This is a genomic window from Nitrospira sp. (assembly GCA_024760525.1).
In the GTDB taxonomy this organism is placed as follows: domain Bacteria; phylum Nitrospirota; class Nitrospiria; order Nitrospirales; family Nitrospiraceae; genus Nitrospira_D.
The window spans coordinates 232,892-255,067 of sequence record CP060500.1 but is presented as its reverse complement, the minus strand read 5'-3'; the positions used below and the strand labels follow the sequence as shown (position 1 = coordinate 255,067).

The window sequence follows — 22,176 nt, the reverse complement described above, 5'->3', positions numbered from 1 at the left end:
CGATGGCAGCCAGTATCGACGTCGTTTCAGATTCGGACTCCGATCTGGTGGAGCGAGCGGCGTCGACCTATGCAGGGATTTTACCCTACTGCGCGGAATGCCTCCCCGTTCAGGGGGAGGATGGAGAGAGCAGACGAGACAGCGGTTCGATGTCGCTGTCTCGTCTCATCCGGAGTGTATTGTGTTCGATGTACCGTGGGGCACACGGGAATTCACGCCTTTGGAGATACGAGCAGCGGTTGCGCGCTCGGCCAAGGAACCCACTGAAGCGATTCAGGCTGCTGTTGGGGCTTGAACGCCGTAGGAATCTCCGGTCTTCGTGCCGGGGAGGATGTCAAGCCACGAAGAACGTAATAGGTGTCTAGTTGTGTGAACTCGTCAGGAGGAGGCGGTATGGCAACGCTAGAGTTTAACTTCGTCCATGTGTTGATTGGGTGCGGATTGACGATTGCGCTCGTATTTGGGGTTGAGTTGTGGCGCCAGGGTGCTCGGACTGGAGCGGCAAAAGCAAAGTCTCAATAGATCCTGGTGCGCTGGTCTCTCATCGACGAATAGAAGAGGCAATATGTTAAGCGTGATTCTCACATCAATCGGGTTGATGTTTTGTCAGGAGACGACCGCGTTTGAGTCTGGGGTGGCTCGTTTTGAGGCGACTCCCCAGTGGATGGTCGGCCAACCGGACTTCTGCACTCCGCCTACTGTGCTGTCGCCGAATGGAGCGAAGGCTATTCAGGTCCCTCCACCACCACCTCCGTTGTCCAGTATGACCGTAGAACCGGGTTCAGCGGTCATTCGGGAGACCAACCTGTTGCCGAATTCGGCTAGAGGGGTCAGCCCAATGTCGTCCTGTCAGCTAACGTACCGTGTTCGTACCGTGGAGCTGTCATTTACGAAAGACGGTCGTGAGTTGACGAAGGAGCAGCAGGGGCTGTTGGCAACCTTGCTGACAGACAAACCGGCTGGGGTGTCGGTGACGCGCTTTGTGTCACAGGAAGCAGAGGGACGTAATACTCAAGAGGTTGGGCAGTCACGCACTGCCGCGGTTCGAAAATACGTTGAGCGGCTGTTGGTGACAAGACCCAGCTTTGTTGAGGAGGTTCAGACAGTGGGAACACAGGGATCAGAGGGACGATCGATCCTCTCGGTGACGGCGATTTATAGCTCCCCATGTGTGGAGCGGGTCAAGTTACCCATAGAGACACGGTCGGCGTCTCCGGTCCAGGGGACTTCTGAGGCCAGCAAAGGAGGGGCGAGGGTGACCCAGTAAAACCGACCTTTCAGACACATTCAGTTTGGCATGACGTCGAATCATCAATCGTTTCCAAACACTGTGATGGAGGTCCTTCCATGAAGAAGTCACTTTTTGCGTTCGCTTTGTTGATCCTGTCCGCTGGCGTGGCCAATGCTGGCGCGGATGCCACCTTTGCTCCGCTCGTCCTGCAGGTGACCGGCTGGTTGCAGGGGAGCCTCGGTACCCTGTTGGCCTTGTTCGCGGCCCTGATGGGCGTGGGCTCCGCGATCCGAGGTAACTGGGTCGGTCTGGGCGCGGGTGTCGGTGTGGCGATGGGCGCGTTCTATCTGCCCAACATCATTCCGACGATCACGGCCGGGACGATGTAATCGGCCGAAGGGGACGGAGTGTCAGTTCCGTCCCCTTCGTAGTTTAGAAGAAGGCACGATGAAGTCGATTGGTTATCAGATGCTCAAGTGATGGTGGCCTGATGGTGAAGATTCCGCGATACATCGATACGCAGCCGCAAATCTTATGGTGGGAGTTGGATGAGGTGATCATCCTTATTCTCGCGATCTTTGCGGGAATCCTCACTCGTCAACTTACCTATTTCTTGCTGGGTGGGTTTGTGTCGACGTACTGCATCATGAAGCTCAAGAGCGGTAAGAGCAAAGGCTATGTCTTTCACTGGTTTTATTGGCTAGGCATCCCGTCGTTCCAGTTCCGGGGGTTGCCACCAGGGGATCGCCGGGAATTTTTGGAGTAGCTGGGAGGGCGGCACTGGGAGGAGGGCGCTCTGATGAAGTGGGAACTCTTTGCTGACCAACTGGCTGATTCGAGATTGAAGACGCTGGTCTTCGCCGCACTATCCGGAGTATTGGCCCTTGCGTTAGTGGCGAACGGCCTGTTTCGAGGCTCCACGGTTGTGGTGATGGTGCCGCCGGAGGTCGACCGGGAAATGTGGGCCGCTGGCAATGTGGCGTCGCCAGAATACATGACGAAAATTTCAATGCCGCTGGTTGCTTATCTGTCGAATGTTCATCCGCACTCGGTCGAACTCAGCTTCAATACATTTTTGGGTTTTGTTGCTCCGGAAGCGGCTGGGCCTATCACTGAACGATTGAATGCGGACAAGGCGTACGTCATCGATCGGCAGTTATCGCGAGTGTTTTATCCGACGACTGTACAGGTGGTGAAAGATACGGTCACGCTCATTGGATTAGAAAAACGGTATATCGCCGGGACGTTGGTGGCGGATGGGGATAAGCGGTACTACCGCATGAAGATTCGCATACAGGATTTTAAGCCCCTTATCACGGACTTTGATGCTGGGACACCGGAAGAAGACGGGACGGTTCCTGTGGCGGCCAACCACCCCGGCTAAACGCCGGGGCTTGCGAGAGCAATCGAACAAGCCCGGGTTGACCAGGGCAACCCGCTACATTGCGAACAGGTGTAAGACCCACCCAGGGTACTGTCAGCTGATCCAGCGGGCCGATGGGTATGGGTATCAACAAATAGCACAATCGAAAGGAGAGCGGGAGCTGGCGCTATTCCTCCCCGGCCTGAAGGCCGAGGTTTCCCGCGCGAAGCGATGACGTTGCGTTTGGGATTAAGTCGGATCGGTATGCTGGCCGTGATGATGCTGGGGTTGATGGCGGGGTCAGCCTTGGCCACGCAGCTTGTCACGGTGTCAGATGACAGTCCGATCCCTATCCGTATCTCTTCTTCTCAACTGACGCTCATCAAATTACCTGGTGCGGTTGTCCAAAACGGATTGCTGACGGTTAATCCGGCCTTCGAAATTCGTGCGAATGGCCGCAATGTCGCCATTGATCCGAAAAATACCATGGCGCCTGGCGATCTGATCGTGATGACAGATAGCCAGTCGTATTTGTTCCAGATCACGCCGGCCATGATTCCTGCCGAAATGATCGTGGTCGAGGATGTCCGCCTGGGGTCTTCTGGTGGCAAAGCGGAGATTGATCCGGTTCGTCGAGCGGATTCGTATCCAGAAGCCAATGTGGAACTGATTCGGCAAGCGGCGCAGGGGACTCTGCCGCGATCATGTACGATCCGAGATTTACCCAAAGAGTCACATCCGAAGTGGTTGGAGTTGGAAGTGCTGGCGGTACGTGAATATCGGTGCGCGCAGTACACGGTGCGCATGTATGAGTTGTTCAACTCGAAGATGGAGACCCAAAGCCTCAGACAGACGGAATTTTTCACGGGGGCTGAGCTTAGTATTGCGTTGGACCGCCGTGTCATTGCGAATGGACAGAGTGCGATTGTCTATATGGTGACGTATTCAGAGCCAGTCAAGAAGGCAGTCCAGAAGGTGATATCCCCTGACCCTGAAATGGGGAAAGGTAACTAATATGAATCCAGGTCAAGGTGGACTCGGAGATAAGTTGCTTGGAAGCGGCCAGAATGAGAGGAATCCCTTCGGAGGATCTGGTGGGGGGATGGAGCGGTGGAAGCTGGCGCTACTTGTGGTGGTAATCCTCGGTTTGGGCACGATGTTTCTTCAGTCATTGCGTGCCGATCCAACGCCAGAACCGTTTGGCATCACGGGTAAACCAGCCAGTAAACCGGCGACGCTCACGAAGCTGGCAGATAAGGAAGCCTGGATGGGTGAGGCTGCCGGACGTGTGAAGAAGACTGAGCAGAAAGAGCAGATGTTAGAGCAAAAGGTGCAATCATTGCAGGATGAGTTTCGCCGCAGCATGGAGGAGCTCAATAAGCAAGTCAAAGAGGCAAAAACCACACGCGAGCCGAATTCAAGTGTAAATGGGCTTGCGCCGTCGACTCAGACACAAGTACGGGCTGCTATTCCACCACCTCCACAAAGTGCCTTACCGACTGTGGGCCGTACGGGTCAAGCGCAGCCGACACAGACGTCGCTTCCCGTTCCCAGCGGTGCTGGGATGGCGCGCCCGATGCAGGGTGGCGCTCCTATTCAATATGCGCCGCCTGCGGGTCGAATCCGTGTGCTCTCTCCGGATCCGCAGCCTCCACAGGCTGCCACCTTACCCCAGAAATACTGGATTCCGACGGGGACGATCATTCCCGTCAAATTGATTACCGGATTGGACGCGCCGGGGAAGTCTGTGGGAGTCGGAGGGGAGCCTCATCCAGTGTTGATGGTTGTGCAGGATATGTCGATGCTCCCCAACAACGTGAAGATGGATATGCGGGAGTGTTTTGTGTTGGGCGAGGGAGTGGGAGATTTGTCTGAAGAACGCGCGAAGATTCGTACGACTGCGCTGTCGTGTGTGAAAGGGGATGAAGAAAAAGCAATCGATATCCCGATTCGTGGGATGTTGACGGGTGAAGATGGCAAGGTCGGACTCCGAGGTCCGGTGGTGCAGCGCGAGGGCGCGATCTTAGCGAAGGCCCTCCTGGCGGGGTTTGTGAATGGGATCTCGCGGGTGTTCATGCCCTATCAGCAAGGGTTCTTTATCTCGAACAGTCCTGATCAGGCGTTTAACTTCCCCGATCCTCAAAAAATTGCCATGGCCGGGGCAGCGGGTGGGATGGCCGGAGCGGCCCAAACCTTGGCACGTCATTACACCCAGCTGGCGAAAGAAATTTATCCAATTATCGAAATCGACGTGGGGCGGGAAGCGAACATCATCATCACGGAAGGGCGTTCGATGGCGGAGCCGCCGTTATAAGTCTGGTCTTGGTTGTGTCGATGGAGTCATGAGCGTGTTAGCCATCGTGACCTTGTTGGGAGCGGTGATTCTATTGGGCGTCGCGGCGATGGATTGGCTTGATCGAGGTCTCGATCGAGGAAAGAGGGGGAAATGAGAACAATACGAATGGCGATCATGTTAATTGGAACGATCCTGCTGGGTGGTGGGTCTCTTGCGTCGGCTCATCCTGATCTGATCGATCCGCAAGCGAGTTCAGCTCGAGTCGCGGTTATGAAATCGTTCCCTGGTGCGGTGATTCGTGATTGGCAGCCGGCACCCATGCCGGGGCTCTACATGTTCACTCTGAATAATGATGAACGGATCTTCTTTGTCGATGAGTCCGGCCAATATCTATTAGCCCAGGCTGCGCTGTTTGACATGAAGGAGCAAAAGAACCTGACGCAGGAATTTATCATGGGCAAACGACGGGAATTGCTGGCGGCTGTGCCGCTGCAGGACGCTATTCTCTATCGTCCCTCAGAGTTGGCCCCAGGCATGCGCGAATCGGCCCCAGTGTTGGTGTTTGATGATCCTGACTGCCCGTTTTGTCGAGAGCTGCATGCGGAAGTGAAGCAGCTCGTAGAGGCCGGCGTGCCGGTGGCGGTGTTTCTGCATCCAGTGGAGCGGCTGCATAAGGGCGCGATTCAGAAGTCCATCAACATCTGGTGTTCGGATAATCGCCAGGACATGCTCGATACCGCACTGGCTGGAAAACCGGTGCCGGACGCAGGGAAGCCTTGTGACGCGCCGCTTGAGCATAACTTGCAGCTGGCACGTCAACTTGGTGGTGGACCAACACCCTACATCGTGTTCCCGGATGGGCGCACGGTTGCAGGCAAGAAGTCAGTGGCAGAATTGATGGCGATGTTAGGGATGCCACCGACGGTCGCGCAGCAATTGGGGTCGGTGAGTCGGTAGGGCGTCAACGACCCCGGCCAGAAGGCCGAGGTGTTCGGCGCAGGAGGAACTGATGACGGCATTACAGCGACGCGGGATCATGGTCATGGTCGGTGTGATCGGGCTGATTCAAACGGCTTGCGGACATTACAAGAGTGACTTCGCGTGTAAAGGCTATCCGGATTCAAGCGTGTGCTTGTCGACTCGTGAAGCCTATGAGCGACGTCATGAGCAGCTCACGAACATGAAAAAGAATGACGCAGGTGAAGAGTCCGCTGCCGGCAATGGGGGATCGTTTGCCAATCGTGTCTCAGCGGTCGCAGGGCAAGCCGAGCAGCATCTTGGCCAACCGAATATCACCGCACCTGAAGTGATGCAGGTCTGGATTGCCCCATGGCGGGATAAGAATAACTTTCTGCATGAAGCCTCGATTGTCTACGCGATTGTCCAACAGTCGGATTGGACGTATGGCCGAGCGCCGAAAGGTATGGATCGCAATGGGTCTGCCGGGAAGGTCTTTGTGCCGCGGATGGTGCCTGGGTTAGTGGAGCCGCCGTATGGACAACGGAACAATGCCCCAAGACCTGTCTTAGCCCCAGCTCCAATGCCGACCCCGGCGCCTGTGGTGACGGCCCCACCGCCATCATCTCTGCCGGCTTCGGCTCAGACGGTCGGGACGAGCCAGGATCCTTCGGCCATACTGCGTCAGTTACAGCAGCAACTCCCGTCGATGTCTGGCCCAATCCCAGCGCCGTATGGCGGACCGGTACCGACCGATCCTGAGACGGAACAAGAAAGGCTCCAAGAACGGATGGAGATACAGCGGGAGAAGATGGGGCAATAGATCATTCGGCGACCGCGAACAGAGAAACGAGGATATCGTGGCCATACCATATAATTTCATGAAAGAAGCCTTGAATCGGTTCCCCCTCAGCGACTTTTTGCTCTATGGAGCCTTTGATGATGTGCATCGGGTCTATCGGCTCACGGATGGCCGGGTTGGGGCAATCTGGGTCATGCCCCCTTTAGGACATTTGAATGATGCGGCTGTAAAAGGACTCGGTGGGTTGTATGCCCTCGATCTCCCACAAGGTTCAACGATTCAGGTGGCGATGCACGGTTCCCCAGTGATCGAGCCGATTACGGAACACTATACGGCGTTACGGAACCATGCTGGACATGGATCGACGGCCTATCGTGATGCGGAAACCATGGAGCGGTACATGTTGCGCGCGCGTGATACGCGACTCATTCGCGATACGGGGGTCCGGCCGCGTGATCTGAACGTGTATGTCAGCGTCGCGATTCCACTGGAGAATGAACTGCCGGATGGAATGAAGCTGGCCTTGATTTGGGAAAAGCTCAATGGAATCGAGAAGCTGCTGGAGACGTGCGGATTCTTTCCTCAGCGGGTCAACGCCTATCGTCTCCTCTGTTTGCTCCATCAATTATTAAATCCAGGGCATAGTTGGGGTGAGCGGCCCGCCACCTATGATCCACGTCAACTGATCAAGAAGCAGGCGGTGCGGTTGGATACGAAATGCCAACTTAGTCCCACCTCCATCTTCCTCGATAATTGGTTCGTCAAGTGTTTGACCGTTCAGCAATTCCCTGAAGCATGGAATGGTGGGCGGAATCGGGAGTTAATTGGAAGTGCGTTTCGGCTCCAAGACCAAATCACGTGTCCGTTTTGGATCTCGTTAAACGTCATTCGGTACAACACCGTGAAGGCCGGAGCAGAGATTACCCGCAACCATGTGTTGATTACCAATCAGGCCGTGGGTGGGATTGTGCGGTTGATTCCCATGATTGGAAAGAAGAAAGACAACTTCGATCTCATGACGTCGGCGATGACGGAGGGGAATCAACCGGTCGGCATGTACTATCAAGTCATTCTGTATGGGGAGGATGAAAGCCTCTTAGAGCAGCACAGCCAGAGTGTGCAGGCGTTGTACCGGACGCAGGAGTGGATGCTCCAAGAGGACACCTTCATCAGTTTCCCACAGTTTGTCTTTTCACTGCCCCTGTGTATGACCGCGGACATGCCGTTGGTGCGGAGCAAGCTCCAACGGCTACACACCGTGCCATCGAACGTGCCGGCGGAAGTGGCCCCGGTGGTTGGAGATTGGAAGGGGTTAGGCCCACCTGTAATGATCTTCACCTCACGTTGTGGGCAAGCAATCGGCTTGGATATTTTTGCGAACCCAGCTGGAAACTTTAACGTGTCAGTTGCCGCGAAGAGCGGCGCCGGGAAATCGTTCTTTGCGAATGAGCTAATTCGCTCCTATCTCGGCACACAGGGCCGGGTGTGGATGATCGATGCCGGCAAGTCGTATCAAAAACTCTGCGGACATTTGAAGGGGCAGTTTCTGCAATTTGCCACCAAACGAGAGACCTTCTGCCTCAATCCATTCACGTTGCTGCATATCCCCGGGAATGGGCGCACTGAGGAGGAAGTGAAGGACGAATTACAAGAGCGGGTGGCGATGGTGAAAGACCTGCTCGCCCAAATGGCCTCGCCCAGTCAAATGTTGCCTGATCTCCAAATGTCATGGTTGGAAGAAACCATCATGGAGGTGTTCAGGAAGGTCGGGGCCGATGGTTCTCCGACAGATGTGAGTGCGCTGCTTCGAGAAAAACCGGATCAACATGGACGGAAGAAAGACCTGGCCGACCAGCTGCTGCCGTTTTGCAAAGGCGGAAACTATGGCCGCATGTTCAATGATCGGAACAACATCAACTTTGAGAGTGACTTCATCGTCTTGGAGCTAGATGGACTCGATCAATTACCGGAGTTGCGGTCCGTCATCCTCTTGCAGTTGGTCATGAACATTCAATCGGCCATGTATCTCGGAGATCGAGGGCAGCGGAAAATCTGCGGAATCGATGAAGCGTGGGATCTGTTAGCCCAGAAAGGCGATCAGGTAAGCAACGTGTCGGCCTTTTTCAACAAAGCGGTGCGGCGCGTACGCAAATATAACGGATCCTCCGTGGTGATCACGCAGGGTGTGAATGACTTCTACGACGTGATGGGCCGCACAGGCCAAGCGATTCTCGAAAACTCCGACTTTTTATTCCTGTTAATGCAGAAGCCCGAAAGCTTGGTCAGTTTACGAAAACATGAACGCTTAGTGTTGGGTGATGCCGAGTTCGATCTCCTCAAGAGCGTCCATCGTGGGGATGGGTATTCGGAAATCTATTTCTTCTCGCCCACTGGACGTGGCATTGGCCGACTGGTAGTCCCGCGTGAAACTCAGCTGCGATACACCACGAATTCCGATGAGGTGGCGAAGATCGAGCGATTGGAACGTGAGGGGTTCACGACCGAGGAAGCCATTAACAAACTTGTCGAGCAGGAGCGGCAGGCGGCGGCGAAACGCGGTCTGCGGGATGTGGCGTAACGGAGGGAGGCATTCATGGATCGTGTCGCGCGATTGAAATCTGTCCTGATGTCTCTGACAGAGTGGACGGTTCGTGACGGTTGGCCCAAGCGCGTGGCGATCGGCCTTACGGTTATCTCATTGACTGCATTGGCCGTCAGTCCTTGGTACGGAATTTATGTGCGGGATGATGAAAGTCTCCCCGAGTACAGTTTCTTTATTGTGAAGAAAGGGGTGCTTCCTCAGCGCGGTGAGTATGCGGCGTTTGAGATGACGCAAGAATATGCCGATCGTGTGGAGCCGAAGGGCCCATTGCGGCCCTATTCACGGGTAGGCCGCATGTTTCTCAAGGCGGCGTATGGGGTGGCCGGTGACGTGGTGCGAGTGCAAGGCCGTGATGTCTACGTGAACGATTGGAAAGTCGCAACCGTGATTGAGCAAGATAAGTATAAGCAACGGATTGAGCCTGCGAGTTATCCGCCGGTGATTCCTGACGGCGCATACTATTTGGGACTGCCACATCCGAGATCGTTTGATAGTCGCGTGATTGGCTTGGTCGATGTCAAGGACATCAAGGGGGTGGTATGGCCAATTTTCTGAGACTCAGAGGGTCCGAGTGGATGGAAGACGTCGGGCTAGCCAAGGAGATTGCGGTCGCGTTGTTCCAGGCGCTGCTGTTGGTCTGCGTCCTCTGGTATGCGGGGAAGGTGATCTATCGGTCAACCCAACCGCCGATCGAGCCGGCACAGGATATTCATTGGAGTGTGGCAGAAGGGAGGGCCCATGATTGGACAGTCTAAATGGAGACTCTACTTTCTCAGCATCCTGGCAGGACTTGTCCTAGGGCCATCCTGGTGTCTCGCGGAGCCTGCGACCGTGGGTGGTTCTGGTACACCCAGTCTCTCACCGCTTCAGGGCGTGGAAAACATCCGTCGACATGCACAGGAGCTTCGCAAGCAACGCTTAGCGGGTATGGCTCCGAAGGTTCAGGGTCCCACGGGAGCCATGCCGATCAAGAAACGTGAAGGCGTGTTTTATTTCGTGTCCTGGTCGATTCCCGATGAGTTGCTCAAGGGGTATATGCGTGAAGCGTATCGCCTCGGGGCCACTGTGGTCTTTCGCGGCATGATCGACAACGACATGCGTAAAACCGTCGACCGGACGAAAGCGCTCGCGGTCGAATTACAACAGCAAGCTCCCCACACCACGATTGATCCCATCATTTTTCGCCAGTTGGGTGTGACGAGTGTGCCGACTTTGGCGATCGTCAATGACCAGGCGGCGTTGATGGTCACGGGTGCTGCCCCGTTGGAGGCACTCTTGAGTCAGCTCAGCCGTTCTGAAGGAACGATCCGTCCCTTGCGGGAGTGGTATGTCGGCCAAACGCGCAGTTGGCAAATGGGCGGTCCGATTACGGTGCCGCGCCCAGTGATGCCCGTCTTGACGGGGATCAGCGCCGTGCCGACCGATCTGTCCCGCTATCCGATTGCCGAACAAGACATGGAAGAGTACCTCAAGGAGCAGATGCGCCGGGTCGACTGGGGAAAGGTGCGGGAGGACTTACAGCGGCGAGTGGTGGAACGGCTGCATGAGGGGCCGAATATTGGGTTGCAACCCGCCACGTCGTCCCGTGTATTCACGGTCGACGTCACGCAACGCTATGAGCATGACATTTTAAATCATGATGGGACGGTGGTGGTGGTGAAGGGAGGGACAGAGATCAATCCCTTGACCCGGATCGCGCTATCGCACCGGTATGTGGTCATCGACGGCCGTGACGCGAAGCAACTCACGTACGCGCAATCGCTGCTCCAGCGGTATGGTCTTGGGGTAAAAATCTTGCTTTCAGCCGGGGATGTGTCAGAAGTCGCCAAGCAACTTCAATGTCGGGTCTACTGGGTCCAGCCTGAAATGGTGAGCAAATTTCAGCTGGCCCATGTTCCGAGCGTGATCTCTCAAAATGGCCCCGTCATGAAGATCGAGGAGGTTGCATTGTGAGCCGCCTCGCTCAGTGTCGATGGTTGCGCCTGTCCGTATTCTGTGTCGGGTTGTTGTGTGTGGTGGGATTCTTGTTGATTGGTCCTGCCGTCACCGAAGCCTATTGCCCGAGCTCAAATATTTTTGAACAGACTTTCTCCAAAACCTGCTGGGAATGTATCTTCCCCATGTCCTTGATTGGGGTGACGGTCTTTAACTTAAGTGAGGACAGTGTCCGTCCGGCGGTCGGGCCAGGAATTTCTGCCATCTATCCCCCACAATTGTGTGGCTGTATTTGTTTTACGCCCTATATCTGTGTCCCTGGGCTTCCGTTTGGGGCGTTTATGCCCACAGACCTTCTGGAGGTTGTCCGCAATCCGCTCTGCTTTCCGAGTTTGAATGGTGCGACACTTGGGAGTGACCCTACTTTCATCAATCGGGGGCTCGTGGATGTGTCGCAAGACGATCCGGCCCTGAAGATGTCGTACTACCACGTCCACTTCATCATCTTCCCACTATGGGCCATGTTGGGAACCGGAATCGATTACTTGTGTGCGATGGCGACCTCGATGGGGAATCCCCTGGATATAGCCTATCTGTCTGAAGTCGATCCAGCATGGAATGATGACCCGCTATCGTTACTTTTATTTCCCGAAGCGTTTCTCTTTGCGAATCCCGTGGCGACGGCCGCCTGTGCCGTCGATTCCGTTGCCGCGAGTTTTGGGTACCCGCTTGATCCGCTCTTTTGGTGTGCGGGCTCATTCGGGAACATCTACCCGCCATCTGGATTTACATCTGGTTCCTATAGCGGACAGATCAAGCCGGCCGCATTAGTGGTGACTCGGGTATTGGCAAAACTGGCGCGATTCGGAGCCGAGCTGTATTGGGCTGCGGATGGGTCCGCGATTTGTACGGACATTCCGACCTTTCTGATGGTCAAAAGCCAGTACAAGTTCCAACTCCTGTATCCGATCGCGGACTCCACGTCGAACAATGTCACCAGTTGCTGTTCGCCGATCGGTCGGACCCAGCTCATGTGGGGGATGGCCTCCACCTATCCGGTCGACGGCGATGACTTTGTCTTTCTCCTCTGGAAACTCCAACGTTGCTGTCTCTTGTGAGGTGTTGAGGCGGGCCGCACCGACTCTAAGGTCCAGACCGTAATAAGAATAGATAGAAGGGGGTGTATGATGACGGTCTGGGTGTATGGGTTGATGGTGGGCATCGTGCTGGTGGCTGGCGCGAGCCCCAGTCGAGCGGATTACGACAAACTCTTTCAGCCGGAACCGTCCCCAGAGTTGACCGAGTGGAAAGGCTATTACTTCTATCAAGATCGCTTTCCTGAACCGGAACAAGACATTACTCCAAAACAGTTACCTCCTTCCCCGGCAATCCCGCTCCAACCGGAGCATTTCAAAGATCAACTGGCGCTGAAAGAAGCGCTCAAGAAACTTCCCGTTGATAAGATCGATTTGCCGAACCTCCCCGCCGCCTGGCTCAAAATCCTTCTCACGGCCAAGAAAGAAGCAGCCTTGGATGTCCAAACGGAAGAAACGGTGTTGAGCTATATCCAGGTGCATAAGGAGACATTCAATCGGGCTCAGCGGTTTACGGATATGTGGGCGACCGTCATGTATACGCATCCGCAGTATGACTTTAGCTCCTCGAATCCGATTTCAACGGTGGGCCATGAGATTTATGCCGAGGCGAAGCAAGTAAAGGACGATGAGGTGTTGCGGGGGATTTCGGAGAAGGCGGGATTGTTCTTTTTCTTTACGTCGACGTGCCCTTATTGTCAGAAGCAGGCGCAGATGTTGAAGGTGTTCAGTGACACCTATGGGATTTCGGTGAAGGCGGTGACGCAGGATGGCCGGACGCTCCCTGAGTTCCCGCAGGCAGTCGTAGATAACGGGATGGGCGATCAGCTGGGGGTGAATAAAGTGCCTGTGATCTTTTTGGCTATTCCTGAAGAGCAATTCATCGTTCCGATCGGGACTGGGCTGATTACCTTGGATGATCTTCGCACCCGCGTGTTGACGATTCTGCAACATCGGGCCGGTCTGAAATCACATCCGTTGAAATCTTAATCCGGAGGCGTATGGCGAAACGCATCGGTGCTCTGATTATTCTGTTGAGTGTCCTCGGATCGTCGGGTGTATCCCACGCGGATATCAATGACTCATTGCAGCGGATGTTCGATGGGTGGGGCGGAGCCACGATGACGCGACCCGGGGCTTATCAGAGCCAGGTATCTGGGGCGTTAACGGGCGGAGCAATGGGGATCCGGATCCCGAATGAGACGTTCAACTTGGTGAATTTTGCGCCACCGCGATTCTCGGCCGGGTGTGGAAAAATCGATTTGTATCTTGGGTCTATTTCTTTTCCCTCGTTGGGCCGTTTTACCGATTTGTTGCAACAACTGGGCACGTCCGCCGTCTTGGGGTTTGCGTTCCAATTGGCGCTGATGGAGCTGTGTCAGCCTTGTGAAAACATCATTTCGAAGTTGGAGGCGGCGGCGCGGGCGATTAACGCGGCCGGCCGGCTCTCTCCCTGCCAAATTGGTGGAGAACTGGCAAAGCTTGCGAGGGGCCAACCTAACCAGATTTCGTCGGTGGCGACGAAGATTCAAGATTCGGTGAAGGAAGTGGGCGTGGCCGGTGGTGCGTTGATGGACTATTGGGCTGGTCAAGACGCGGAGCGTACCCAAACCACACAGCAGGCAGCCACAGCGTTGGATGGGACACCCGAAGACCCGAAGGGGAATCTTGTCTATCAGGCGCTTATTGAATCTGGTTGGGCGGTGGATGATGCCAAGATGATGCAGAGTGTGATGGGGACGGTGTATGTCGGGGCTGATGGAGTGCCAGCGCAGTTACCCCCGACGATTCGTCTGTCGGATTTGATCAATGCGGATGGAACGACCACGGTTGTGCGATTGCTTGATTGTGGTCCAGCTGATGCGGTGAGGTGTTTGGCTCCGTTCGAGACGGATGTCACAAATTTGGTGGGTACACAGCTGCGGGCGGAACGGATGTATGACACCATTGTGCAGAAATTGACGGTCGATGGGGTTGCATTGACCCCAGTCGAGAGAGATTTGATCGATAAATCTCCCATTCCGCTCTATCGGTTGCTGGTGGGATACTCGACGAAACCCGGTCAGACGGAGGTACTCAAGGCCCAAGTTGGAGCCTTGCTCGGAGCACAGTTTGCGTGGGGATGGATTGATCGGGCACTCAAAGAAATCGAGAAACAGTCGGCCCGTTGGGCGCAGAAACAGGTTGGGTTTCCTGCCGACGTGAACGAATTCTATAAACAAGCGTATGCCGTCCGATCAGCGGCTCATGGGGAAGTGATGTACGAATTAGAGCGGTTGGGACATGGACCGGCGTTTACCTATTATTCAACGCAGACGTTAAAGAAGGCGTTGGCGCGACCGGAGCGGAAAAAGCATAACGTTCAATAAGCGTGGAGCACCCCTACGATGTGGCCAATTAACACATTTGGAAGTGGCGATGTGTTGTCGGATGTGATCCGTGCCATCGTCTTTTTAATGGGTGGGGGGTATGAAAGTTTGCTGCGCTTAGGGATGGTCTGTTTAGTGTTTGGGGGCATTGTGTCATTCCTCGGCCGTGGCCGGATTCAGTGGCAATGGGTCTTTGGTGCGATCGTTATTCTGGCGGTGACGCTCAATATCAGAATGACCGTCCTCGTGCATGATTTAGTGAATCCGGGAGTACCAGATCAGGTCATTGGGAATGTCCCGTTGGCGGTGGCGTTTCCGGCCTACATGACCTCCGAAATCAGTTATCAAACGATGGTGGGTGTTGAGACGACGTTTGGGTTGCCGGCGGAGTATCGGGTGGTCAATTCGTCCATTGGTCGAGGGTTTTTCGACATGCAGAAGACGATGATGCAGGAAATCATCCCTGGGGATCTGCAAGCGAATGTGACCAATTATCTGAAGGATTGTGTGTTCCGGGAGATTGAGCTGAATCGGTTGCAACGTGAACCTATTTTGAATTCTCCGAATATGGTCACGGCAATTGCGGTCACGAACGCTGCTTTGCCGATTGTCGAGATTCGACTGGGGAATCAGTTTGCGCAGAGCACTTGTCCAGAGATGTACGATCGCTGGATTGTCAATGGGCTGGCGAATGGTGAGCCCGATTACGATGAGACGATGCGGCAATTTCGTGCTGTGTTGGGCGTCCTGGATATGCCCGATGGAGAATTAACGCCGGTGCAGGCCTTTATCACGAATATCATGGGGAGCGGGCAGGGTCCTCGCGCACTCATCAATAATGTGTTGTTACGCGAGCGGTGGAAGGATGCGGATCGGCAATCTGCTGAAGAGGGGAACGATACCGCCAGTGCGGTTGTGCAAATGACGAAATCCATTACAGCCGATATTAAGAATCAAGCGTATGCGGATTCGTTGATATCGGCTCGGTTTGTTCCCTTGATGCGGACCGTTTCGGAGAGTGTGGTGTATCTTTTGACGCCGCTCATGTTGGCGTTAGCCATGAGTCCTGCCATGTTTGCGACCATCCGCGGATTGGTATTGGGGTATGGATGGCTCTTTATGTGGATCCCCATGTACGCGATCTTGAACTTTGTGGTGTATCAGTATGGGGTTCAACAGATGGCGCAGATTACCGTGGGGCTGATTTCATTCAATTCGTTTGACGACTATTCCAATGTCTTGATTGGCCTGAATACGTTTTCAGGGCGGCTGATCTGGGCGGTTCCGACCTTGGCGACGGTCGCGGCGTATGGGATGAGCTCGTTGGCTTCGGCGGTGACAGGGGCTACAGCAGGGGCGCAATCGGCTGCGGCGCATGAGGCGTCGCAGTATGCCCATGGGGATGGGAAGTACGTGGAGCCCGGACAGCATTTGAAGGAGGAGCACTCCCCGATGGTGCAAGATGCGTCGGGTGGGTTCCATGCTGGGTCCAGTTACTTTCGTGGTGGTACTGGCACGATGATGCATCATCAAGGGGGCAATACGAGTGTTGGGTATGGTGACGGGAGCTCGATGACGGTGAGCCGGGATGGCATGACGAAGCAGTACCATGGTCCCGAGGGCTCATGGAGCAAGCACGGTGATGAGTATATGGGAGGGGTGTGGCGTCAACCGGTTCAGGGTGCTGATGGTCAGATGCACTCGGCTCAATTTGAGGTGTCGGGGGATCATGTCGACGTGTCGTATATGGGCCGTGACGGCAATAATGTCCAACATGACTACCGCGAGACCTGGAATCAGCGCATGAACCAACAGAAGTCGCTCAGCGATACCTGGTCGGAAGGGGGGTTCACCAAAGAACTTCGCACGCAAGGGGATCATCAACAGTTATTTACGGCAGTCGGGACTGCGGCCGTGCCGATGAGCGTCAATGGGCGAACCGAGACTGTCATGGCGGATGTGACAGCCAGTTTTTCACGCCCCTCAGCCGATTCTCCGTGGAGTGGTGGGGTGATGACCGCGCATTCAACGGAGCACGGTGAACATCGGTATGCGTTGAGCAATGTCGGACTGAATGACCAAGGCATGCCGGATTTCTCCAAAGGGATGACCGTGACGAGTAGTGATGGGACGAATTTACACACGCAACATAGTTCCGAGCATGGGCTGATGACGACGACCACAGAGGGGAATGCTGGAGAACTGACACGATCGTATTCAGGGGCTTCACACGTTGAGGTGTTTCATGCTGATGGCTCTCATGAGACGTTAGCGGGTGTGGTGCATGGTCAGGGTGGGGTGGCCGCCGATGGGAGTGGGCAACCATTTCAATCGTCGTTCACGGTGGATAAAGATGGCTACCGTGGTGAGCTTCGTGGAGAGATGTCGTACAACCCACAGCAAGGGCGCTGGGAGATGCATGCTCCCACTGAGGATTGGTCCGCACGGTTAGAAGCGCATTCCTCAGGGATGATGATGCAGGTCGACGATCTGCAGTTGGTTGGCGGACATCTTCAGAAGTATGGGGGGCGGGATAGTCAGAACTGGAGTTATAACGGTCCGGTGATTGATGGGAATAATGTCGTATCCAGAGGCCATGTTGAATCCAAAGACGGTCAGGTCTTCTTTTCTGATTTGGATCATGGGGGGACACAACGCGTCATTGGCGATGGTGGCCGGCAGTTGACGTTGAGAAACAATCCAGGGTCGTCGGATTACACCTATGATGAAACTTTGACTGCCCCGGCATGGCTAGACGATGGACATGGGAATTTAAAGTCGATTGGGCAAACCCATTTTACGTCGCATGGGCATGCGACGGTGGATCCGGAGAAGTCAGGGTCGCTGTTTGATCGTTTGATTCGGACACCGGATACCACGACGGCCGTTAATAGAGGTGCGTTTGGTGAACGCTCATTGGCGGTCTCGATGGAACCGCGGCCGTTGAGTGAATTGCCTGTGGGGAGTGGAAAGTTGACTCTGGATGGACTTGGATCTGATGGGTCATCTGAGCTAAAGGGGGGAGAGGGAACTGGGTACGTGATTTCTGCTGGAGCAGGGTCACAGAAGTTTAATGCAATCGAGACCGTGCAAAATGTGCAAGGAGCTGATGGGCAGAAAAGCACACAGAGATTTATGGAAGACCAGAGTCGGCATGTCGTTTCAGGTGCTGTTTCTGGTGTGGTTGATAAACGGGTTGCCGACCACGCTGGCAATCTCCATTCGTCGACTCTTGGTCGAGGCGGAGACGGCACAGGCGACTGGCGGATGTTGACGAGCGAGACCTCGAATCGGAACAGTTTTTCAGGATCGTTTCTTGTTCCTGGGTTGGACGGACAGGGCACAGCCCGTGTCGCAGGGGGGATCGAGATGTCTCCAGAAGGGGATATCGTCAGTATGCATTTCACAAACACCGCAACGGGAAAACAGATCGGGTATCACGAAGGTGAGCGGGGGCCGGTGTTTAGGGTTGGGGATGTAGAGGCAGACCCCAAAAACCCAGGTCAGTTTAGGTTAACCAATGAGCGTGAAGTGAGTCACCGTGAAGCAGAATCGGCTGGTGGGTTTGTCGTTCGTGATGTCCTGAATCAGGCAGGTGAGCGGATTTGGAGTGAGGGGCATAAAGGAATTGAGCGTCGTGATAGTCGCGCCTATATGCTCAATACAAAAATTGATGAATCTTCGACGTTGGTTTCGAAAGGACAGCAGTCATTGGAAGCCTTGGGGCTGTCAGATGCATTTGACCCGGATAAACCAGGTCATTGGAAGGAAGCAGCTCAAGCTGCAGAAGGGGTGAGACTTGGTTGGCAGGTGACTATGGATGCTACGCGGTTTGGTCGTTTTCAGCGATCTGCGGAAAAGATCTCTGGTGGTAGCCCCCGTCCCTATGATCCTCAGGCCCCTGTTGATCCTGAACAGCGAGGGATCTATGATAAGTTAACAAGTATGCGAGAAGAGTTTAAGCGTCAGCGAGGGATATCTAGCGGCACTTCACGGAGGTAGGTGACCATGCTGAACTGGCTTTCCACGATCCGGCAGTATATCCGTGGGGCATGGCATATTCTCGGTCAGCTGCCGGGGCAAGATAACGACGATTTCGAGCGACTAGGCTGGGCGAGTGACTATCAGCGAGAGTTTCTTGATCCTGATCACAGTCAGAATCCTCGTGATTGACCAGTAAAGTAGGTTAGCAGAAATATGAAATCGATGACTCGGGTGATGGTTGTAATTGTCTGCTTCTTTGTTGGTCTCTCTTGGTCTGGGTCTCTGGCCGCGGCTGAGACAGAAGGAAATGCTAAGGGAAAATGGTTGGGACGTTATGTGGGGGCTCAGATTCCTGGCTATCAGGTTGTTCGATCTGAAGTTCTCACAATAGGCGCTTGGGGTTCTGCAGACAATCTTCTACGTGACGAGGGTAAGCAGCCATTAGGTGTTGAGCTAGATGAAATATGTCGAGATAAAAATAGGAAAGGGATTGGCATTGTGAATTATCGGACAACTTCTGCTTTGGGAGCGGTCCCTGGTCCAGCATCGGCTCCGAATACGTATATCGGCAATGGAATGTACAGGGAAGCTTATGGCGATTGTGTACTTGAAGCTACTCCGCTTGCCCGTTAGTTGGTCTGTGGCACAGAGCGGCTGACGTATTTATGCAGGATACTGGCGATCAGGCTTTGATAGGGCAGGCCTTCCTCGGCGGCGCGCCGCTTCAGCATTTCAAGATCAGCGGTCGATAAACGGATATTGATTCGGGCGTCTTTGCGCATGTAGCGTCGGGCGGCGTCCATGGCTTCTTTTCTTGCTATAGCTTGATTCTTCACCGGCCTGAAGGCGCCGCGCTCGTAATCCGCGACTACCTGATCCTCGTCCTTATCCAGCAGAAGTTTCTTTTTCATGTGGCGCGTCCTTTCTCGTGATGTCTGGTGGCCTTTCGGCTGGGATAGATCGTCTTTAAGAAAAGCGTTCGGTGTTCTCTCACGACTGGGACGATGTATATGTACCCATTCACATCGACTTCATAGAGCAACTGGTGAGGATAGCGCTCGCGATCGTGGTGTTCCAGCACCTGAACGAGATGGCCGCTTTCAATGAGGGCGATGATCTGCTCGAAGCTGATCCCTCGTTCTTGTATGAGCCAGGCATTCTTGTCCGGGTCGAAGGCATATTCCCATGATTCCATGTCTGATAACCCTATGACAATGTGTGCCGAATGTCAACACAATGTCCGTTTGCGGTTCACGGTGTGAGGATGGCTCTTACTTATAGTGTTGGCGTTGAAGGAGAAGGGCTAATTCGCCGAGATCATCAATTCTGATGATGTGCTGCTCGCCGTTCTTTACGAAGAGGACTGTGATTTCGTACGGGGACTCTTCTTCTTTTCTTCCTTGAATGAGCATTGTTGGTGGTGCGAGACGAGCGGTCTTCACCGTTGACCCATCCTCGATTCTTCCTGTTAGTTGGATCTTCTGTTCATCCACAATTGCGTTGTGCGATCGAGTGTTTGGCAGGACTGAGAACCCGAGTTGAAGGAGCTGCATGCGGATCATGTGCTCCAGGTAGGGCGAGGTGTGTGCTTCGTCCACTTGGAATACGGGGTTGGGCGGGAGCTGTAGTGCTCGTATGCGTGAGTTAGGGTGACTGGGGTTGAGGGTGATCTCTTGTGTTTCGATGATCTGGTTGGCCACTGAGATGGTGAGGACGCCGGCGAGCGTACGTTGCACGAGGCCTCGAACGGTGGCTCGTCCATCGATGCCGGTCAAGGTGTGGATCACGTCCTCTGTGTCATGTGAACGGAAGGTGATCTCGGCGCCGGCGACAGGGGATTCGGACAATCGGTGTACTTGTTGTCGATGGTCAATCATGTGGGTGGGAACGGTATTGCGTAACGGTTCCATAGCCAGGAGCCGCATACAGCCGACCTCGCGCAGGATGTTGGCGCTCTCTCGAGAAGAGAGGACGGATGCGATTAAACCGGCCGGACATTGTGTCAGGCCGTTCAGAGGGGCCAGGGGCCAGAAAAGGTAGCGACGTGCTGCCTGTTGCTGGACCGTGTGAACTTGCTCGACGTCATCGAATTGTTGCGTGACTTGTATGGTCCAATGGTCTTTGGTGGCATTGGGTGTCAGCTGCACGTGCGGGGAGCTGTGGGGAAGTCGCTCGATCGGGAGGCGAGACGTTGAGGGTGTTCCAGTAGGCGAGGTCAGGAGTGTTTGACAGCCAGATAAGAAAATAAGGATGGCGGCAACCAGCATCTTCATCGGCGTTCCTCGATCATGAGACCACGACGGACTGCGAGGCCGTCACCAGTGAGCAACTGTGTGAGTTGTGCACGCAAGGTACTGGCGACGTCAGGAGTGAGGCCAGCTCGTCCTTCGAGGGTGAATTGTCCAAGGACAAGTCCTGTTTCGATCGAGCTGGCGGTGGCCACAAGTAAGTGTGTGGTTTCGGTCATGCGCGTGCTCGTAAGGGAGAGGAGTACAGTGGCTCCGGTCCAATGGCCGATGGAATTAGAGGTCCCTTCTTGGAACAGCGGTGAAACCTCCTGGTTTTGAGCTGCATATAGCGAGGTGGCAGTGGTTCCGCGGGTAACGCTGGGTAAACCCAGTTCAGTGAGGAGGGTTTGGGTCAGTGATGTTAGCGCAGGGTCCTGGGTCTCCAGGCGAATCCGAAGCGATGTTGGCCAGTCTGAAGCAGGTCTGCGGATCAGATCAGATTCAAGGGCCGTTTTTAGCGTGGAGGGGCTGATTGAAATGGGGGTCGTGATGGTGAGTCCGTCAGTGGTATGGAGGGTGATCTCCAATTGGCCTTGGCGGAGGGTATCGGGCTGATGGGTCCGGAGAAGGACGGCCGCGACCTCGCGTAACCGGATATCGAGTGTTGGGGACATCTTGGTGATCACATATTCTGTTCCGACCGGATCGAACTGCTTATGCATCCAGCGGAGTTGGAGACGTCCGTCGGTGAGTGGACGAATGACTCGTTGGGAGACGCGTGTGACGTCATGTGTGGGTCCTGGTTGGGTCTGCCAGTGTGGGGTCGTAGGATCCAAGCCTAGCAGTGGCGCGACACAGAGCCCTTTAATGTAGTGCCACGTGGGTTCCGCTTGATCCAATAGTCCGACCACCCGAATCATCCTGATAAAGACGTGAGCGAGAATGCTGCCCGGGCAGGTAAGGACGGTGCCAGCGGTGTACCCGACCTGGGCTGCTGAATTCTTTGCTGGTGCATAGACCCAGCCCTTCCAATATTCCTGTTCCGTGACGTGCTCTCGGTCGATCCATTCTTGGGTCGCTGAGACTTGCCATCCCAATCCATCAGAGTGGGTGATCACGTGCAGACTCGGCCGGCTTGCTGGTTCTGTCCCGGCCGGGGTGCGTTCGATGTGCGAAGGGGCAAGCTCCATAGGCACAAAGTACGAATTGGCGCATCCGGTGAGGAGGGTGAGCCAGGCGAGGAGAGACCACTTGTAGCGCAGTCTGTGTGGCATCAGAGCTCTATTACGCGAGAGATCGTAATAAGACTGTGTAT

The 22,176-nt window shown here is 54.8% G+C and carries 21 protein-coding genes; 17 read left to right on the top strand and 4 right to left on the bottom strand.

The window, feature by feature from the left end; all coding sequences use genetic code 11:
• Positions 1-565 precede the first annotated feature (565 nt).
• The 17 genes from H8K04_21060 to H8K04_20980 all read left to right on the top strand — a co-directional run bounded on the left by H8K04_21060 (position 566) and on the right by H8K04_20980 (position 18,822).
• Entirely contained in the window at positions 566-1,267 is a 702-nt protein-coding gene (locus H8K04_21060) for a hypothetical protein (GenBank protein UVT18171.1), read from the top strand.
• Positions 1,268-1,347: 80 nt separating this feature from the next.
• Entirely contained in the window at positions 1,348-1,620 is a 273-nt protein-coding gene (locus H8K04_21055) for a hypothetical protein (GenBank protein UVT18170.1), read from the top strand.
• A gap of 101 nt (positions 1,621-1,721) precedes the next feature.
• Positions 1,722-1,997 carry a type IV conjugative transfer system protein TraL gene (gene traL, locus H8K04_21050; GenBank protein ID UVT18169.1) on the top strand — a complete coding sequence of 92 codons (276 nt, stop codon included), beginning with the start codon at positions 1,722-1,724 and terminating at the stop codon, positions 1,995-1,997.
• 33 nt (positions 1,998-2,030) lie between these two features.
• Complete coding sequence (locus H8K04_21045) at positions 2,031-2,615, top strand: hypothetical protein (GenBank protein ID UVT18168.1); 585 nt, start codon at positions 2,031-2,033, stop codon at positions 2,613-2,615.
• A gap of 210 nt (positions 2,616-2,825) precedes the next feature.
• The gene (locus H8K04_21040; GenBank protein UVT18167.1) at positions 2,826-3,608 is read left to right on the top strand and encodes a type-F conjugative transfer system secretin TraK; all 783 of its coding nucleotides are present in this window, start codon (positions 2,826-2,828) and stop codon (positions 3,606-3,608) included.
• 1 nt (position 3,609) lies between these two features.
• Positions 3,610-4,908 (top strand): hypothetical protein, encoded by a 1,299-nt coding sequence (locus H8K04_21035; GenBank protein ID UVT18166.1) that lies wholly within the window; start codon positions 3,610-3,612, stop codon positions 4,906-4,908.
• 132 nt (positions 4,909-5,040) lie between these two features.
• The gene (locus H8K04_21030; protein UVT18165.1) at positions 5,041-5,847 is read left to right on the top strand and encodes a DsbC family protein; all 807 of its coding nucleotides are present in this window, start codon (positions 5,041-5,043) and stop codon (positions 5,845-5,847) included.
• 52 nt (positions 5,848-5,899) lie between these two features.
• A complete protein-coding gene (gene traV, locus H8K04_21025) occupies positions 5,900-6,670 on the top strand; it encodes a type IV conjugative transfer system lipoprotein TraV (protein ID UVT18164.1) in 771 nt (256 codons plus the stop codon).
• Positions 6,671-6,707: 37 nt separating this feature from the next.
• Positions 6,708-9,227 carry a type IV secretion system protein TraC gene (gene traC / locus H8K04_21020; GenBank protein UVT18163.1) on the top strand — a complete coding sequence of 840 codons (2,520 nt, stop codon included), beginning with the start codon at positions 6,708-6,710 and terminating at the stop codon, positions 9,225-9,227.
• Positions 9,228-9,242: 15 nt separating this feature from the next.
• Positions 9,243-9,806 (top strand): S26 family signal peptidase, encoded by a 564-nt coding sequence (locus H8K04_21015; protein ID UVT18162.1) that lies wholly within the window; start codon positions 9,243-9,245, stop codon positions 9,804-9,806.
• A complete protein-coding gene (locus tag H8K04_21010) occupies positions 9,791-10,006 on the top strand; it encodes a hypothetical protein (protein UVT18161.1) in 216 nt (71 codons plus the stop codon). Before H8K04_21015 ends, H8K04_21010 begins: the two co-directional genes overlap by 16 nt.
• Positions 9,990-11,204 carry a type-F conjugative transfer system pilin assembly protein TrbC gene (trbC, locus tag H8K04_21005; protein ID UVT18160.1) on the top strand — a complete coding sequence of 405 codons (1,215 nt, stop codon included), beginning with the start codon at positions 9,990-9,992 and terminating at the stop codon, positions 11,202-11,204. The genes H8K04_21010 and trbC overlap by 17 nt, the downstream gene beginning before the upstream one ends.
• Positions 11,201-12,304 (top strand): TraU family protein, encoded by a 1,104-nt coding sequence (locus tag H8K04_21000; protein UVT18159.1) that lies wholly within the window; start codon positions 11,201-11,203, stop codon positions 12,302-12,304. The genes trbC and H8K04_21000 overlap by 4 nt, the downstream gene beginning before the upstream one ends.
• A gap of 66 nt (positions 12,305-12,370) precedes the next feature.
• Positions 12,371-13,270 carry a conjugal transfer protein TraF gene (locus H8K04_20995; protein UVT18158.1) on the top strand — a complete coding sequence of 300 codons (900 nt, stop codon included), beginning with the start codon at positions 12,371-12,373 and terminating at the stop codon, positions 13,268-13,270.
• A gap of 11 nt (positions 13,271-13,281) precedes the next feature.
• On the top strand, positions 13,282-14,649 hold the full coding sequence (locus tag H8K04_20990; protein UVT18157.1) for a conjugal transfer protein TraH: 1,368 nt from the start codon (positions 13,282-13,284) through the stop codon (positions 14,647-14,649).
• Positions 14,650-14,667: 18 nt separating this feature from the next.
• Positions 14,668-18,651, top strand: coding sequence for a conjugal transfer protein TraG N-terminal domain-containing protein (locus H8K04_20985; protein ID UVT18156.1), 3,984 nt, complete (start codon positions 14,668-14,670; stop codon positions 18,649-18,651).
• A gap of 6 nt (positions 18,652-18,657) precedes the next feature.
• A complete protein-coding gene (locus H8K04_20980) occupies positions 18,658-18,822 on the top strand; it encodes a hypothetical protein (GenBank protein UVT18155.1) in 165 nt (54 codons plus the stop codon).
• A 440-nt stretch (positions 18,823-19,262) separates the two neighbouring features.
• On the opposite strand, the gene H8K04_20975 is transcribed toward H8K04_20980, so the two are convergent.
• The 4 genes from H8K04_20975 to H8K04_20960 all read right to left on the bottom strand — a co-directional run bounded on the left by H8K04_20975 (position 19,263) and on the right by H8K04_20960 (position 22,135).
• Positions 19,263-19,544 carry an antitoxin gene (locus H8K04_20975; GenBank protein UVT18154.1) on the bottom strand — a complete coding sequence of 94 codons (282 nt, stop codon included), beginning with the start codon at positions 19,542-19,544 and terminating at the stop codon, positions 19,263-19,265.
• Complete coding sequence (locus tag H8K04_20970; protein ID UVT18153.1) at positions 19,541-19,828, bottom strand: DUF4258 domain-containing protein; 288 nt, start codon at positions 19,826-19,828, stop codon at positions 19,541-19,543. Before H8K04_20970 ends, H8K04_20975 begins: the two co-directional genes overlap by 4 nt.
• A gap of 76 nt (positions 19,829-19,904) precedes the next feature.
• Complete coding sequence (locus H8K04_20965) at positions 19,905-20,906, bottom strand: hypothetical protein (protein ID UVT18152.1); 1,002 nt, start codon at positions 20,904-20,906, stop codon at positions 19,905-19,907.
• Entirely contained in the window at positions 20,903-22,135 is a 1,233-nt protein-coding gene (locus H8K04_20960; protein ID UVT18151.1) for a hypothetical protein, read from the bottom strand. Before H8K04_20960 ends, H8K04_20965 begins: the two co-directional genes overlap by 4 nt.
• Positions 22,136-22,176: the final 41 nt, after the last annotated feature.

Bases quoted from the DNA above. Each gene is read 5' to 3' on its own strand.
- H8K04_21060 (UVT18171.1), top strand. From the start codon at position 566: ATGTTAAGCGTGATTCTCACATCAATCGGGTTGATGTTTTGTCAGGAG.
- H8K04_21055 (UVT18170.1), top strand. From the start codon at position 1,348: ATGAAGAAGTCACTTTTTGCGTTCGCTTTGTTGATCCTGTCCGCTGGC.
- traL (UVT18169.1), top strand. From the start codon at position 1,722: ATGGTGAAGATTCCGCGATACATCGATACGCAGCCGCAAATCTTATGG.
- H8K04_21045 (UVT18168.1), top strand. From the start codon at position 2,031: ATGAAGTGGGAACTCTTTGCTGACCAACTGGCTGATTCGAGATTGAAG.
- H8K04_21040 (UVT18167.1), top strand. From the start codon at position 2,826: ATGACGTTGCGTTTGGGATTAAGTCGGATCGGTATGCTGGCCGTGATG.
- H8K04_21035 (UVT18166.1), top strand. From the start codon at position 3,610: ATGAATCCAGGTCAAGGTGGACTCGGAGATAAGTTGCTTGGAAGCGGC.
- H8K04_21030 (UVT18165.1), top strand. From the start codon at position 5,041: ATGAGAACAATACGAATGGCGATCATGTTAATTGGAACGATCCTGCTG.
- traV (UVT18164.1), top strand. From the start codon at position 5,900: ATGACGGCATTACAGCGACGCGGGATCATGGTCATGGTCGGTGTGATC.
- H8K04_21015 (UVT18162.1), top strand. From the start codon at position 9,243: ATGGATCGTGTCGCGCGATTGAAATCTGTCCTGATGTCTCTGACAGAG.
- H8K04_21010 (UVT18161.1), top strand. From the start codon at position 9,791: ATGGCCAATTTTCTGAGACTCAGAGGGTCCGAGTGGATGGAAGACGTC.
- trbC (UVT18160.1), top strand. From the start codon at position 9,990: ATGATTGGACAGTCTAAATGGAGACTCTACTTTCTCAGCATCCTGGCA.
- H8K04_20995 (UVT18158.1), top strand. From the start codon at position 12,371: ATGATGACGGTCTGGGTGTATGGGTTGATGGTGGGCATCGTGCTGGTG.
- H8K04_20990 (UVT18157.1), top strand. From the start codon at position 13,282: ATGGCGAAACGCATCGGTGCTCTGATTATTCTGTTGAGTGTCCTCGGA.
- H8K04_20985 (UVT18156.1), top strand. From the start codon at position 14,668: ATGTGGCCAATTAACACATTTGGAAGTGGCGATGTGTTGTCGGATGTG.
- H8K04_20980 (UVT18155.1), top strand. From the start codon at position 18,658: ATGCTGAACTGGCTTTCCACGATCCGGCAGTATATCCGTGGGGCATGG.
- H8K04_20975 (UVT18154.1), bottom strand. From the start codon at position 19,544: ATGAAAAAGAAACTTCTGCTGGATAAGGACGAGGATCAGGTAGTCGCG.
- H8K04_20970 (UVT18153.1), bottom strand. From the start codon at position 19,828: ATGGAATCATGGGAATATGCCTTCGACCCGGACAAGAATGCCTGGCTC.
- H8K04_20965 (UVT18152.1), bottom strand. From the start codon at position 20,906: ATGAAGATGCTGGTTGCCGCCATCCTTATTTTCTTATCTGGCTGTCAA.
- H8K04_20960 (UVT18151.1), bottom strand. From the start codon at position 22,135: ATGCCACACAGACTGCGCTACAAGTGGTCTCTCCTCGCCTGGCTCACC.